Annotated in this window: 13 protein-coding genes and 1 pseudogene; 8 read left to right on the forward strand and 6 right to left on the reverse strand. The window is 60.2% G+C overall.

Annotated features, from left to right (window positions below; all coding sequences use genetic code 11):
* Positions 1-2: 2 nt before the first annotated feature.
* Genes ACA070_RS10810 through ACA070_RS10835 form a run of 6 tightly spaced genes read left to right on the forward strand, consistent with a single transcriptional unit; the run spans position 3 to position 3,075 of the window.
* Entirely contained in the window at positions 3-476 is a 474-nt protein-coding gene (locus tag ACA070_RS10810; protein ID WP_497451098.1) for a type II secretion system protein, read from the forward strand.
* A 4-nt stretch (positions 477-480) separates the two neighbouring features.
* Entirely contained in the window at positions 481-855 is a 375-nt protein-coding gene (locus ACA070_RS10815; protein ID WP_497451099.1) for a type II secretion system protein, read from the forward strand.
* Positions 830-1,369 (forward strand): type II secretion system protein, encoded by a 540-nt coding sequence (locus tag ACA070_RS10820; RefSeq protein WP_497451100.1) that lies wholly within the window; start codon positions 830-832, stop codon positions 1,367-1,369. The genes ACA070_RS10815 and ACA070_RS10820 overlap by 26 nt, the downstream gene beginning before the upstream one ends.
* A complete protein-coding gene (gene csgE, locus ACA070_RS10825) occupies positions 1,366-1,761 on the forward strand; it encodes a curli production assembly/transport protein CsgE (protein ID WP_462026620.1) in 396 nt (131 codons plus the stop codon). The genes ACA070_RS10820 and csgE overlap by 4 nt, the downstream gene beginning before the upstream one ends.
* Complete coding sequence (locus ACA070_RS10830; RefSeq protein ID WP_462026621.1) at positions 1,758-2,177, forward strand: curli assembly protein CsgF; 420 nt, start codon at positions 1,758-1,760, stop codon at positions 2,175-2,177. The genes csgE and ACA070_RS10830 overlap by 4 nt, the downstream gene beginning before the upstream one ends.
* Before the next feature lie 31 nt (positions 2,178-2,208).
* Positions 2,209-3,075 carry a CsgG/HfaB family protein gene (locus ACA070_RS10835; RefSeq protein ID WP_497451101.1) on the forward strand — a complete coding sequence of 289 codons (867 nt, stop codon included), beginning with the start codon at positions 2,209-2,211 and terminating at the stop codon, positions 3,073-3,075.
* Positions 3,076-3,989: 914 nt separating this feature from the next.
* On the opposite strand, the gene ACA070_RS10840 is transcribed toward ACA070_RS10835, so the two are convergent.
* From ACA070_RS10840 to ACA070_RS10865, 6 genes are all read right to left on the reverse strand, one after another.
* The gene (locus ACA070_RS10840) at positions 3,990-4,367 is read right to left on the reverse strand and encodes a hypothetical protein (protein ID WP_497451102.1); all 378 of its coding nucleotides are present in this window, start codon (positions 4,365-4,367) and stop codon (positions 3,990-3,992) included.
* Positions 4,364-5,704: a hypothetical protein gene (locus tag ACA070_RS10845; RefSeq protein ID WP_497451103.1), complete on the reverse strand. Its 1,341-nt coding sequence runs from the start codon at positions 5,702-5,704 to the stop codon at positions 4,364-4,366. Before ACA070_RS10845 ends, ACA070_RS10840 begins: the two co-directional genes overlap by 4 nt.
* A gap of 527 nt (positions 5,705-6,231) precedes the next feature.
* A complete protein-coding gene (locus ACA070_RS10850; RefSeq protein ID WP_497451104.1) occupies positions 6,232-7,680 on the reverse strand; it encodes a curlin in 1,449 nt (482 codons plus the stop codon).
* Between the two features lie 27 nt (positions 7,681-7,707).
* A complete protein-coding gene (locus ACA070_RS10855; protein ID WP_462026623.1) occupies positions 7,708-8,169 on the reverse strand; it encodes a curlin in 462 nt (153 codons plus the stop codon).
* Positions 8,170-8,230: 61 nt separating this feature from the next.
* On the reverse strand, positions 8,231-10,477 hold the full coding sequence (locus ACA070_RS10860; RefSeq protein ID WP_497451105.1) for an Ig-like domain-containing protein: 2,247 nt from the start codon (positions 10,475-10,477) through the stop codon (positions 8,231-8,233).
* Between the two features lie 35 nt (positions 10,478-10,512).
* Complete coding sequence (locus ACA070_RS10865; protein WP_497451106.1) at positions 10,513-11,859, reverse strand: hypothetical protein; 1,347 nt, start codon at positions 11,857-11,859, stop codon at positions 10,513-10,515.
* A gap of 292 nt (positions 11,860-12,151) precedes the next feature.
* On the opposite strand from ACA070_RS10865, the gene ACA070_RS10870 reads away from it, so the two are divergent.
* Both ACA070_RS10870 and ACA070_RS10875 read left to right on the forward strand, forming a co-directional pair.
* Positions 12,152-13,600, forward strand: a complete 1,449-nt coding sequence (locus ACA070_RS10870) for an ATP-binding protein (RefSeq protein WP_497451107.1) — start codon at positions 12,152-12,154, stop codon at positions 13,598-13,600.
* Positions 13,601-13,784: 184 nt separating this feature from the next.
* Positions 13,785-14,084, forward strand: a pseudogene (locus ACA070_RS10875) (copper oxidase); the annotation flags it as partial.
* Positions 14,085-14,098 lie beyond the last annotated feature (14 nt).

Below are 14,098 nucleotides of genomic sequence, written 5' to 3' on the forward strand. Positions count from 1 at the left end.
TCATGAACGCCTCGCAACGTGGTTTTACCTTGATCGAAGTCGTGGTGACGCTGGCCCTGATCGGCCTGTTGGCCGGCATGGCCGCGCCACTGACCGAGACCGTGGTGCGCCGGGGCAAAGAGCAGCAATTACGCACGGCGCTGTACCAGATCCGCGACGCCATCGACGCTTACAAGCGCGCCTTCGACGCCGGTTACATCGAGAAGTCGCTGAACAGCAGCGGCTACCCACCAAACCTGCAAGTGCTGGTGGAAGGCGTGCGTGATGTGCGCAGCGCCAAGGGCGCCAAGTTCTACTTTTTACGGCGCGTGCCGCATGACCCGCTGACACCGGTCAAGCGTGACGACGACGGTGGCTGGGGCTTGCGCTCTTACGACAGTACGGCTCAAAACCCGCGGGATGGCGAAGACGTCTTCGACGTTTACTCCCATGCACGCGGCAAGGGTCTCAACGGCATTGCCTACCGGGAGTGGTGAGAACATGCGTCGGGAAAAGGGTTTTACCCTACTGGAACTGATGGTGGTCATGGCAATCATCGCGACCCTGATGACCATCGCCTTGCCACGCTATTTCAACAGCCTCGAAGCGTCGAAAGAAACCACGCTGCGCCAGAGCCTGTCGGCCATGCGCGAAGCACTGGATCACTACTACGGCGACACCGGGCGCTATCCCGACTCCCTGGATCAACTGGTGGAGCAGCGCTACTTGCGCAACCCGCCGATGGACCCGATTGCTGAACGCAAGGACCTCTGGGTGCTGGTATCGCCACCTGACGGCGTACCGGGCGGCGTTGCCGATATCAAAAGCGGTGCCACAGGGAGGGCGCGTGATGGCAGCCTTTATTCCGAGTGGTAAGCCCGCCGACGAGGCCGGGTTCACTTACCTGGGCGTGCTGTTTCTGATCATGGTGATGGGCATGGGCCTGGCCAGTGCCGGCGAGTTGTGGTCGACCGCCTCGCGCCGTGATCGCGAACGCCAGTTGCTGTGGGTCGGCACTCAATACGCCCAGGCGTTGCGCAGTTATTACCGCAGTTCGCCAGGCCTGGCGCAGTACCCGAAAGAACTTGAAGACCTGTTGCAGGACGAGCGTTTTCCAACGGCCAAACATCATATTCGCCAGCTGTATCCGGACCCGATTGGCGGTGGTGAATGGACCCTGATGCGCGGGTTCGACGGGCGCATCACCGGCCTCAACAGTCCTTCCACGGACCTGCCGCTGAAGCAGTCGGATTTCCCCAGCCAGTGGTCGGACTTTACCGGCATGGCGAGCTACAAGGACTGGCAGTTCGTGGCCGAGAAAGCTTTCCTCGATGGCGCCTCGGGCCCGGCGAAAAGCCACTCCGCATCGCCTCAGGGGGTGACGCCATGAACCGCCGCCAATGGCTGTCGGCCCTGATCCTCGCGTGTGTAGCGACGTTCGCCAGCGCCAGCGAGGAAGACGAAATGAAGGGTTTTATCGTCGATGACACGATCTCGCACATCGGCCACGACTTTTACTACTCGTTCAGTGAACGCCTGCGCGCCACCAGCCCGATGGATTTCAACCTGGTGGTACGCGAACGACCTTCGGCACGCTGGGGCAGCCTGGTGACCGTGGAATATCAGCAGCGACTGGTTTATCGGCGCTTCCTGCCGCCGAACACCGTGGAACTCAAGGACGAGGCCTATGACGCCGCCGACTGGGTTCGCGGACAGATTGTCCAGCGCAAGCTGGAAGCCTTGTTGCAAGACACTACGGACCTTGAGAGGGACGAATTATGAAAACGAAAACAGTCTCACGGAACCTCGGGCTCTGGTTGATCGGGCTGGGAAGTTGCAGCCTGGTGCACGCCACGGAGCTGGTTTACACGCCCATCAACCCCTCGTTCGGCGGCAACCCGTTGAACGGCACTTGGTTGCTGAACAACGCCCAGGCGCAAAACGATTACGACGATCCTGACCTGAAAGACCGCGCGTCGGTGGTAGGGACTTCGGCCCTTGAACGCTTCACCAGTCAGTTGCAATCGCGGCTGCTGGGGCAGTTGCTGGACAACATCTCCACGGGCAATACCGGGAGCCTGTCCACCGACGCCTTTATCGTCAACGTCGTCGACGACTCCGGTGCACTGACCATTGAAGTGACCGACCGAGCGACCGGTGAAATTTCGGAAATCCAGGTGAATGGCCTAGCCCCTTGACGGGGATACGGGACGATGGGGAGAGACGGACATGAAAAAAATAATAGCGCTGGGGCTGATGTTGGCGGCATTGCAAGGGTGCAGTTTGCGCGAGAATGTGGGTGCCGAGCAGGACACCGAGTCACCGACCCTGACCCCTCGGGCGTCGACCTATTACGACTTGATCAACATGCCACGACCCAAGGGCCGGTTGATGGCGGTGGTGTACGGCTTCCGGGACCAGACCGGGCAGTACAAACCGACCCCGGCCAGTTCGTTCTCGACCAGCGTGACCCAGGGCGCGGCGAGCATGTTGATGGATGCGTTGCAGGCCAGTGGCTGGTTTGTGGTGCTGGAACGTGAAGGGCTGCAGAACCTGCTGACCGAGCGCAAGATCATCCGCGCTTCGCAGAAGAAGCCTAATACGCCGGTGAATATTCAGGGCGAGCTGCCACCGTTGCAGGCGGCGAATCTGATGCTGGAAGGCGGGATCATCGCTTATGACACCAACGTGCGCAGTGGCGGGGAAGGGGCGCGGTATCTGGGGATTGATATTTCCCGGGAGTATCGGGTGGACCAGGTCTCGGTGAACCTTCGTGCGGTGGATGTGCGCAGTGGGCAGGTGCTGGCGAACGTGATGACCAGCAAGACGATTTACTCCGTGGGCCGCAGTGCCGGGGTGTTCAAGTTTATCGAGTTCAAGAAGTTGCTTGAGGCTGAGGTGGGTTACACCACTAACGAGCCGGCGCAGTTGTGTGTGTTGTCGGCGATCGAGTCGGCCGTCGGGCACCTGTTGGCCCAGGGGATTGAGCGGAAATTGTGGCAGGTGGCGGGGGATAATTCTTCGCCTGAGAACAATGCGACGCTGGATCGTTACCTGACTCAGAACAAGGTTGTGCCTGAGGGTGAGGAAGAATGAGCCGAGGCGGCCTTCGGGCCGACCTGGTTTTGCTTTTGGCCTGATGATCCTGACCTTGGCGGCCTTAAAGCCGACCAGTCTCCCCCAGATGTACCCAGTTCACCTGTGGGAGCGGGCTTGCTCGCGAAGGCGGTCTGACAGCCAAAAGCCTCTCCCAGATGTACCCCATCCAACTGTGGGAGCGAGCCTGCTCGCGATGGCGGCCTGACAGCCGACCAGTCTATTTCAGGTGTACATATCCATTCCTGCGGTAACGGCCGCTAATGGTTTCGCCCTTACGGCGACTCCCTTTGGCAAACGCCCCAAAGGAAGCAAAGGTCTTCGCCCCAGCGTCCGGCCCCTCGCCTAGGCTCGGCGTACCCTCGCTCCGGCATTCATCTGGGGGCATCGCCTCCGGTTGGCTTCGCTTCAACCTCCTCTCGATGTGTGCGGCTTCGCCGCACGGCGCTGCGCGCCCACCCCCCAGATGAACGCCTCCACTCGGCCTACCGAAGGGGCGGGCAGATCAAAAGCCAGATCAAGATCAAGAGCTGCAGGCGAGCTAACGCTCGGCCTGTTGAGTGTGAGAAGCAGACGGTGTACGCCGATCCGTTTTTGTAGGAGCGAGCCTGCTCGCGATGGCGGCCTGACAGCCGACCAATCTCCCCCGGATGTAACTGATCTCCCTGTAGGAGCTGTCGAGTGCAACGAGGCTGCGATCTTTTGATCTTGACCTTGGCGGCCTGGTAGCCGACCAATCCTTGAGGTGTATATGTCCATTCCTGCGATAACCCAATCACAGCGACTTTCGACCATCCCTATCGAGAATCCTTTAAGCGCCTGGCTCAAGGCGGCAAAGTGATTGCCTGACTGATGAATTAGTAGAAAAACCACCCTCCATGAAGCGAGGGGGATGGGATTCAGGGAGGGAGTAATCACAGGTAATCCTTAACATTAATCCATATCAAGATACCGCCCCCCCAGACGAGGCAAAACGCATTGATATGGCCGGGAACAATGACCCAAGGCCTCAAATGTCCAGGGAAGAGCTTAACTTCCTCGATTGCCTCAGGATCCATCTCTCGGAAGAACTTGAACATCAACAGCGACCATATCAACACCAAGCTTCCGGCCCGGAAAATGATCGGCGTACTGGTATCACTTCGGTGGGAATTAACAAGACGGGAATTTGCAAAGTGATTTTGTATCTCTTTGAATTTATAGGTCACTACATAAGCCATAAATGCGCAGTTCATAATAAATAGCGCAAAGAGCGGAATGCCCGACAAACCAATAACTTGGTCAAGATTCATTGCTCAATAACCTCATGTAACTTCTCTCCGATGTATTCACCGGCTTGACCTCCACTGTCTCCCATTTGCGCAGCTAGCATTCCGCTTACCACTAGCAGGCAAACCATGCCGCCCAATCCATAAGTCCCTGCGCCAATGGCTAAACAAGTGCCCTCAGCGACCGTTGCTCCAATGGCCCCCGCAAGAACGCCTCCGGTGACATTCCCCAAGAGTTTCCCGCCCTGTACAAACTTGACCTTTTGGCATTCTTCTTCGCGCCCGACTCGGCACGTTTCGTGAATTTTCATCGCCGCTGAACCAGCGCCAAAACCTATCGCTACATAACCACCTGTTTTTATGTATTTGGAGGCTCGCGCCACGCCATCGATATGGGTGGCATAGCCGGGCAACTGACTAGGCGCGCCTGCTTTGTCCCAATGGTGAACTATGCGACGCGTAGAAAGCCCCAAAGCACGTTTAAGCTTCGGATGATCCGGGATCCCTGTGCCTTTGCGAACCAAAGGCCCCAAACCAGCATTCAGTTTCGTCATGAGTCGCCTACGCTTTGCAAAAAAATCGGGAGATTTAAGGTGACCGTATTCGCGATATTGTTCCGAATGTAAACGCTCAAGTTCTTCGAGGGTCCTTTTCAGCGTTTCCAGGTGCTGACCAACCATGAACGACGCTACGCCCAATCCACCCGAGCCAACTCCCAAAAACGGCTCAATCACCTCATGGTGCTCAACCATGAACGAAGCCTCTTCATCACTCAGATCCTTCAGCGCGTCGTTGACCTTCTGCGCCGCGATCATCATCTGCGCCTCTTCACGCCGGCACATGTAATGCCGTGAATCGCTGAAGATCACCATTTGCCCCGGCTTCACGTGTTCACCCAGATGGCGATTGAGCGAACGGAATTCGCGACGTAACGCATCGCTTGGCGAGTTCTCGTACAGCGAGCGTTCCAGTGATTCAAGACTCATGGGCTTTTCAACAATGTGAAAGCCCGACTCTGCCGGTTTGGGCTGGGTGAAGGCGTGATCTTCGACCAGATGTTGCGCCGGGGTTGGTTCGGGTTGGGTCTTGATTCCATTCCATGAGCCGCCCCCGTTTTCCGGATTGACGCGAGGCGTGACTACTGCCCAATCGCCGCTGCTCACGGCGTTGATCAGTTTCTGCTGGTGGGCGGCCTGCATGTAGTTGGAGCTGTTGGCGCCCACGGCATTGAGCAGGTCGTCGAAGCCTTGCAAGTCGTACGGGTAGTTGAGGGCTTGGCGAAGAGCGTCGGCAGCTTGATGGCTGTCGAGTACCTGGCCGCGCTCGCCGACGAGTTGGAGTTGGGGGATGAGTTTTGTCACGTTTTGTGCCCGGTCCTTGGAAACGGGGCACTTTGGCGATGGGGCTCAAGGGTGGATGCCGGGGGAATCGGTAAAACTTGTAGGGCAAGTCCGAAATCCTGGCGGCGTTTGGGGGAGGGTGGTTAGTCAGCAAGTGATGGGCGGGATTGAGGGGCCAATCGCGGGCAAGCCACGCTCCCACAGGGGGGCTCGTCGTACACAAAATCTGTGTCCCTAAAAGATCAACTGTGGGAGCCAGCTTGCTCGCGATGGCGACCTGAGGGTCGACCAGTCTGTCTCAGATGTACTTGGTCCAACTGTGGGAGCCAGCCTGCTGGCGATTGCCGTATTTCATCCAGCATTCATGTCGGCTGACACTCCGTCATCGCGAGCAGGCTCACTCCCACAGGGGATTTTTGTCGTTCACAAAATCTGTGTCCCATGGATATCAAATGTGGGGGCGTGCTGGCTTCAAGGTGACACCTCTCCATCAAGCAAAAAAAAACCGCGACCCTCCCCCAAGGGCCGCGGTTTTTTAGACCTCTCAATTATTGCTGCAACACAGTCGCCCGGTTGTCAGAACCCAACTGCTGAACATTCGCCATCTGGGTCACGCCACTCTGGTCAACACTGGCAATGTTCCCGGTACCGCCCTGGGTGACATAAGCCACGTTCATGGTGTCAGCCTGTTTGACGGTGATCATGTTGTCGCTGCCATACAGCTGCGTGGTGAACGCCTGGTTGCCCGTGCCCGACTGGTCGAACTCGGTGGTGTTGCCCGTGCCGTTGGTGGTGCCCTGGGCCAGGTTGGTGGTGCCGCGCTGGTCGGCGATCAGGATGTTGTCGCTGCCGTTCTGGTCGAAGTACAGCTCGTTATAGGAATCGGCCTGGCTGATGGTGGTTTTGTTGCCGCTGCCGGTCTGGTTGGTGGTCATGATGTGGCCAACGCCATCCTGTTTGAAGCTGGCGATGTTGCCGTTGCCGGCCTGGGTGACGGTTGCAATCTGGTTGCTGCCGAATTGGCCGCCCAGTTGCGGGCCTTTCCAGTTGCTGGCGTAGACCTTGTTTTCGGTGCCCACGGAGGTGGCGGTCAGCACATGGCTGTCGCCGCTCTGGTAGGTGAAGTGCACGTTGCCGGTGCCTTGCTGGTACAGCGCGAGTACCGAGCCGACGGAATCGAACTGGTCGGCGTAGATGGCGTTGACGTCACCGACTTGCAGGACCTGGGCATAGTTGTTTTGGCCGAAGCTCTGGTCGACCACGGCTTCGTTGGCTTGCCCGTACTGGTTGACGGTGGCCTCGCTCGCGGTTTGTGCGCCTTGCCAGACCTCACTGCCGTTGAAGTCGCCGAACTGGTTGATGGTCACGATACCGCCGTTACCATCGCGCTGGTCGCCATAGGCATAGTTGCCTTCACCGGCCTGGTTGATGCCGATCTCGCCGCCCATGTGCGCGATCTGTTCGGCGGTGCCGTAGTTGGCGGTGCCGTACTGGATGATCGTCGCGTTGTTGGCGATGCCCAGTTGAATCTGCTCGATATTGGCCTCGTTGTTGTCACCGAACTGGAAGGTCTGGCCTTGGGTGGCTTCCTGGCTGTCCTGATAGATGAACGAGAAGTTGCCGCTGCCCGACTGTTGTTGCAGCGCCTGGTTTTCGCCCATGCCGATCGATTGACTGGCATGGCTGACGTTGCCGCTGCCGACCTGTTGCTGGGTGATGAGGCCGCCGTTCTCGAACAGTTGCTCAGCGTAACCGGCATTGTAGTCGCCGACTTGGTCCTGGGTGATGGTGCCGGTGGCATTGTCTTGCACCGCCGCGGCATCGTTACCCTGGCCAAGTTGTTGTTGGGTGGCGGTACTGAACGGGGCCGCGGTCTGTTTCACATCGGCAACGTTGGCGGTACCGAGCTGGTCCTGGGTGGAAACGCTGTCGTCGGCCATCGCCTGGGCACTGACAATGACCAGGATGGCGGCGGTGAGGGGCGTCAGTTTGAACATGATGAAACCTCCAAGTGGTGCAGTGCTTTAGCGATATTGTTTAACCGAAACGCTCATGCCGTTACCCGACTGGGTCACGGCGCTTGAAAGCCCCGTACCGGCCTGGTCGATGCTGGCGTCGTTGTTATTACCGTTCTGGGAAATCTGCGCACGGTTGTGGCTGCCGTTTTGGGTGATTGAGGCGGCGTTGCCGGAACCTTGCTGAGTGATCATTGCCATGAGGTCGCTGCCTTGTTGCAGGATGTAGGCTTCCTGGTTACTGCCCGACTGGACAATGGTGCCGAGCAACGATTGGCCGTTCTGTTGCAGCAACGCCACGTTGGCCTGGCCGTTCTGGTCGATCAGCGCCTGCTGGCCAACCGGTGGAGGCAACTCGCCGAGATCGGCGGAAGGTGCCAGGTCGTCGTTCTCCATCAAATCGTCGGCGCGCACGCCTGCACTGCTGCAAAGCAGAAGCAGGCAGAGCAGGGCGGCGGTCGGCGTTTTCATGGCGTTGTCCTGTGGGAAGAGGCTGGCCCCACCCACCGAAATCGGCGGGTGGGGCGAGGGCTCAGTTGGCGATGATGTTTACCGTACGCACGGTGCCTTGGGACGAGCGGATGGTCGCTGTCGGGTTGGCCGACGGGATCACCGTGGTGCTGTTGCTCACCGTCAACCGCCAGCGACCGGTCACCGGCACCGTGGTGGTGCCCAGGGTTACCAGCCCGGTCGGGGTGGTGACCTGTACGGTGATGGTGTTGCCGGTGATCACCGATGAGGTGCCCGCAAAGTCCCAGGTGAAGCGGTTGTTGGAGCGGGCCGACACCGTGGCCCCGGTCACTGCGAAGGTTTCCGCAGCAGGCCGTGGCGAGACTTGCACCGTGACCGTCGCCGGCGTCGACAGGGCGCCGAAGCTGTCCCGGGCGATGTAGGTGAAGGTGGTGGTGAAGGCCGTGGTGATCGTGGCCGGTGGGGTGTAGGTGATGACGGTGCCGTCAGTGGTGACGGTGCCGCGACCGGCTGGCGGTGGGAGCATGCTGGCGACGGTGAGCGGCACGTTGCCTTCCGGATCGGTGTCGTTGGCAAGCACACTGATCGGTACTGCCACGCCCAGGGTTGCGATGCTGTCGGCGACGGCCACCGGAGGCTGGTTAGGCGCCACGGTGATGGTCACGGTCGCCGGAGCGGTCGAGGCCAGGCCTTTGACGTCTTGAGCCTTGTAGGTGAAGGTCGCTGTCAGCGGTGCATTGACCACGGCAGGCGGGGTGTAGATCACCGCTGCCGTGCCACTCAATGCCACGGTGCCTTGCTCGGCAGCCAGTGGGGTCAGCGCGGTGATGCTCAGCGGCGTGTCGCCGTCGGGGTCACTGTCGTTGGCCAGCAGGTTGAGGGTCAGCGGTACGCCGAAGCTGGTGCTGCCGGTGTCGGCGACGGAGAGCGGCGCCTGGTTCTCGCCGGTATCCGGTGCGGAGCCCACCACGACGACAGGCTCGGTGTCAGTGCCGCCCGAGGCGGATTTGACCGTGACGGTTGCCGGTGGCTGGGTCAGATCAGCAATGGTCAGGCGTTGCAGGGTGCCGGTTTTCGACAGACGTCCGTAACCCTGAGCGACCATGTCCGGCACCGCCACTTCGTCGGACGAGGTGGCCTCGATCAGCAGGCTGTGGCTGCTCCAGTTGTAGCGAGCGGTCTGGACTTTCACTACGTCGGTGACCTTGCTCGACACTGCCGTCGGCCGGGTGGTGCCGGCCGGATTGGTGGCGGTGACCACCACCACCGAAGGCACGGTGGAGCCCGTCAGGCGATGGCCGAAGAACTGCCCATTGTTGTCGCCGAGCATGTTGGTCAGGCAGGGCGTCTGCGGTGGTCCGGGCACAAGGGCCACGGTTTCGCGGAAGCACAGGCTCGAGCCGTTGGTTGATTTGCTAAACACTTCTACCCGGGTACTGCTGGTGCCCGGGCCTGAAGAGGTGCGGCGGTAAGTGGCGCGGCCAATTTCCACCGGGGTTTGCGCACGGTTGTCGAGAACTTTGCCGGACACGGTAAAGAGATTGGTCTGGATGGTCCCTGCAGGCCCCTGCACACGCAGGAAGTTGTTATTGAACGGGCTGCCGGTGACCGCTTCGGTGAGGTTCGGATCGCCGACGAACGTCTCGATGGCGCCGGTGTCCGGGTTCACTTCGGTGTAGGGGCCGTTGACGCTGCGCAGGAATGGCCCGACCTCCCCGTTGAGGGCACCCGAGAAATTGCCCGGTGCGCCGATGCCGATGTCGCGGGTGATGTTGATCGCCCGACGGCCCGGCGTGGTGACGTTGACTGTGTCCACACCGTACGGGTGGGTGATGGTGTACGTCCCGGCGACAGGCACGTTCACCCGCAGACGAATCCGCGCGAAGCTTGCCTGGTCGCCGTCGACAGGGTTTTCCGAAGCGAATGCCGCTTCGATCCCGGCCACGTAGGCATCCACGCCATAACCTCCGACATCATTGATGGTGGTCTCGGCGAGGTACCAGAACGTTTCCGGTGGCCAGTTATCCGGAAACACCATCGGCAGGGTGTCGTCGTAAACCCCGGGCTCCGGATTGAGGATGCACATGTAGGAAGGCGCGCCAGGTGCACCAGGCGACCGTGAGCTGGTCGCCCGCGACTGGCACAGTTCCAGCGACAGCAGATTGCTGTCCTGATACCACATCGGGAATTTCCCGGTGGCGAAGGTGTAGGGGCCGGGGTCGACGGCATTGAGTTGCGCGAAAGCACTGCCGGACAGCGATAGAGTCAGTCCCAGGGCGTTGAGCGCCAGGCGTGGCAATTTGTTCATGATGCCTCCTGATGAGGATCTGGGCATATGTGCGTTCATTGCACGATGACCACTTCTTCGGTGTCGCTGCCGCCATTGGATGACGTCACTCGAACCTTGGCCGGTGGAATCGGCGAGATGCCGGTCGCCAGGGATTTCACTGCGCCATCACCACTCAGGGCGCCGATGGCGACACCGGTGCCGGTGGTGGCCGTGAGTACCGGCGGCGAGGTTTCATCGCTGGTCGAAGCCACGACCGTGATTTGCGCGGTGCTCAAGCTGTACTGGGCGGTCTGGATCACCACCAGGTCCGTCAGTGGCATCGACAGCGTCGTTGGCGTGCTGGTGGGAATGGCCAGGTGGTTGTCGGCGGTCACCACCAGGGTGCTTGGCAACGTCGGGTTGGTGGCGGACTGGGCATACCAGTGGCCGGAGGTATCAGCCTCGGTCAGGTTCAGCGCCGGGCTGTTGCTGTCCAGGGTCACGGTGGCCGGTGGCGGCGGGGCCATGACGAACACATCCTGCTGCGCCACCGGTGCGCTTTCACCGGCCTTGCGCGAGTAGGTGCTGCGCTCGGTGATCATCGGGGTTGGCCGGACCACGTTCGATAATTTGCCGGAAATGGCCATGACCGTTGTGCGCAAGTCCAGACCGTTAGGCCCTTCGATGCGGATGTAGTTGGTATTGAAAGGGCTGCCGGTGAAGGCTTCTTCCAGGTTCGGATCGCCGACGAATTGCTCGGCCGAGCCGGTGACCGGGTTGGTTTCGGTATAGGGGCCGTTGACGCTGCGCAGGAACGGGCCGATGTCACTCTTGAGGGCGCCGTCGTAGGTTTTCGGCGTGCCGATGCCGATGTCGCGGGTCATGTTGATGGCGCGAGTCCCACCGGCAGGAACGTCAAAGATGTCGACGCCATAGGGGTGGGTGATGGTGTAGACACCGGCGGTGGGCACGTCCACCCGAATGCGAATGCGGCCAAAACTGACCTGGTCGCCTTCTACCGGTTCTTCAGCGGCGAAGGCGGCTTCCACGGCGCTGACATAGGTCAGGTCGATGCCCCGTGCGGCATCGACGATTGAGCCGTCGCCGGTGAACCAGAACGACTCATCGGGAAAGTTGGTCGGGAAAACGATGGGCTGCGTATCGTCGAAAACCCCGGGGGTCGCGCCCAACAGGCACATGTAGGCCGGCGCGCCGGGTGTACTGGCAACCCTGGAGCTGACTGCCTTGGACAGGCACAGGTCGAGGGTTCGGCCATGGCTGTCCTGATACCAGGCGGCGAACGAGCCGTTGGCTGGCACATAGGGACCGGGGTCTACGGCAAACAGCGCTGCCTGGGCAACACCTTGGGCTAAAGCGCTGACGACCAGAGCGGCCGCCGTTTTGGACAGTAAAGGGTGCATGAGTATTCCCTCTATCGAAGTACCTGCCCCGTAGGGATGGGTCAGTCGAGAGGGGCTTCGGCAACTTCCATACCAATCTTTCAAAACAGCCGGCAGAGGCCCGCAGTGAAGGCGTGCGGCGCGCGAGTGGCTTCACGGCGCCAAATGCGTAAGCGGGCAACTGTCCCCAGCATTGGGGGTGGATGGGGGCAGTGGGTTATCCGGGGAATCGGTGGGGGGGACAAAACCCGAAGTCGGGCAAAGACCAGACAGTGGGCTATAACCCTATAGGGACTTTCCGGGAACAACGTCCATGACCAGTCAGACCACAACCCTCCAGAAAGAAGAGGGCGATGTCCGCTTGAGCTCGCGCAAACAGCCGTTCAATCTGCTGCGCTGGTTCTCGCTCATCAGCATGGCGGTGATCGGTTCGGTGGCGGTCGCGCTGGGCGCGGTGTCCACGCGCTTTGTGATTACCGAAAGTGTGCAGCGCGATGCGTTGCTCACGTCCCAGTTCGTTCAAGCGATCGCCTCGGCCGAGGTTCGCCATGTCTCGATCCCCAACGTGCGGACCATGGGCGAGCTGCTGGACCCGCGCAAAGACAAAGACTTTCCCGACGTTGACCCACTGGCCCGGGCCAGTGCCCGTGGCGAATTCCTCGACCATATCGAGCACTTGCCCGACGTGATCCTGGCCAACATTTATGCCCCTGACCGCATGGTGATCTGGTCCACCAACCCGACACTGATGGGCACCACGATCCATGCTGACGAGGACCTCGACCAGGCCTTTTCTTCCAAGACGCCGGTGTCGGCCAGTTACCACAGCATCGACAAAAGCCGCATGGAGCAGAAGTTCGTCACGCCGCCGGACTACATCTTCATTGAGAACTACATTCCGCTGTTCGATGCCGATGGCGATACCGTCACGGCGATGGTCGAAATCTACAAGGAACCCAAGGACCTGATCGACCGCATGGAGCGCGGCCTGGCGCTGATCTGGCTGGCCACGGCCCTGGGCGGCGGACTGATCTATTTGGGGCTGTACTGGATCGTGCGGCGGGCAGCGATCCTGCTGGAGACCCAACAAAAACAACTGATCACCAACGAAACCTTTGTCGCGCTCGGGGAGATGTCATCGGCAGTTGCCCATAGCCTGCGCAACCCGTTGGCAACCATTCGCTCCAGCGCCGAACTGGCCCTGGAGTTCGACAATGGCCCGGCCCACAAGAACATCAACGACATCATCGGTCAGGTGGATCGCATGTCGAAGTGGGTCAGGGAGTTGCTGCAGTCGTTACGCCCGCTCAACGACGAGGCCGAGCCGGTGAACCTGGTGGCGGCGTTGCATGACAGTCTCATGGCCTTCGAGCATCAGATTGCCAAGGCCGGGGTGCAGGTGGTGTTCGAGCCGCAGGAGACGCCGATGGTGTTGAGCCAACAAGTGCAACTCACGCAGATCCTCAACAGTTTGCTGGCCAATGCCGTGGAAGCGATGGACGGGGGTGGCATGCTGACCATTACCCTGGAGCCGACCGATACCCGGGGCATCTGCGTCGTCGTAAGTGACACCGGCAAGGGCATGAATGAAGAACAGCGCAGCATGGCGTTCCGCCCATTCTTCACCACCAAGCAAGGCGGGCTGGGTGTCGGGCTGGTGCTGGTGAAGCGGATCATGGAGCGTTTTGGCGGCGCGGTGACCCTGGGCAGCCGTGAAGGCGAGGGCACGTCTGTCCGTCTGTCGTTCCAACGTTTTCCCTGACAATGGGTATGAACTTTCCCCGTTAGCGGGTGCCAGGCCCCAGTCGTTTCTCCGGTCATGACGCATTGGTGTTGATAAACCATTGTTTTGTCGACGTTATTGGTTTTCTACAAATCTGTTACAAATCTGGCGAGGTCCTTGCAAAACCACCACTACCTCCTTCACGACTTCGAGGTGGCTGGTGATGGACAGAAAAGCGCGGCACCCCTTCAAATGGGTCAGCCTGATAACGCCCGCGAGCGTCCTGCTCACTATGACGCTGAGCACAGCGACTCTGCATGCCAGCCCCATCGATGACGTCAAAGGCAGCCGAGACACGACGCGCAAGGAAAACATCCTGCCGCCGTCGGTGCAGACCCGTTTCAATTACCCCACCCCACTGGCGGCCGTTGGCCCGTTGCCACCGCAGGACCCCACCAATGCGGCCCGCAGTGCGCCACCGAGCTCGGCACTCGACGCCTTTATGCGTCAACCGGGGCTGACCTTCGGCCCACAAGT

Source organism: Pseudomonas sp. LBUM1678, assembly GCF_059695575.1.

Bases quoted from the DNA above. Each gene is read 5' to 3' on its own strand.
- ACA070_RS10860 (WP_497451105.1), bottom strand. From the start codon at position 10,477: ATGAACAAATTGCCACGCCTGGCGCTCAACGCCCTGGGACTGACTCTA.
- ACA070_RS10815 (WP_497451099.1), top strand. From the start codon at position 481: ATGCGTCGGGAAAAGGGTTTTACCCTACTGGAACTGATGGTGGTCATG.
- ACA070_RS10810 (WP_497451098.1), top strand. From the start codon at position 3: ATGAACGCCTCGCAACGTGGTTTTACCTTGATCGAAGTCGTGGTGACG.
- ACA070_RS10840 (WP_497451102.1), bottom strand. From the start codon at position 4,367: ATGAATCTTGACCAAGTTATTGGTTTGTCGGGCATTCCGCTCTTTGCG.
- csgE (WP_462026620.1), top strand. From the start codon at position 1,366: ATGAACCGCCGCCAATGGCTGTCGGCCCTGATCCTCGCGTGTGTAGCG.
- ACA070_RS10870 (WP_497451107.1), top strand. From the start codon at position 12,152: ATGACCAGTCAGACCACAACCCTCCAGAAAGAAGAGGGCGATGTCCGC.
- ACA070_RS10850 (WP_497451104.1), bottom strand. From the start codon at position 7,680: ATGTTCAAACTGACGCCCCTCACCGCCGCCATCCTGGTCATTGTCAGT.
- ACA070_RS10830 (WP_462026621.1), top strand. From the start codon at position 1,758: ATGAAAACGAAAACAGTCTCACGGAACCTCGGGCTCTGGTTGATCGGG.
- ACA070_RS10855 (WP_462026623.1), bottom strand. From the start codon at position 8,169: ATGAAAACGCCGACCGCCGCCCTGCTCTGCCTGCTTCTGCTTTGCAGC.
- ACA070_RS10865 (WP_497451106.1), bottom strand. From the start codon at position 11,859: ATGCACCCTTTACTGTCCAAAACGGCGGCCGCTCTGGTCGTCAGCGCT.
- ACA070_RS10820 (WP_497451100.1), top strand. From the start codon at position 830: ATGGCAGCCTTTATTCCGAGTGGTAAGCCCGCCGACGAGGCCGGGTTC.
- ACA070_RS10835 (WP_497451101.1), top strand. From the start codon at position 2,209: ATGAAAAAAATAATAGCGCTGGGGCTGATGTTGGCGGCATTGCAAGGG.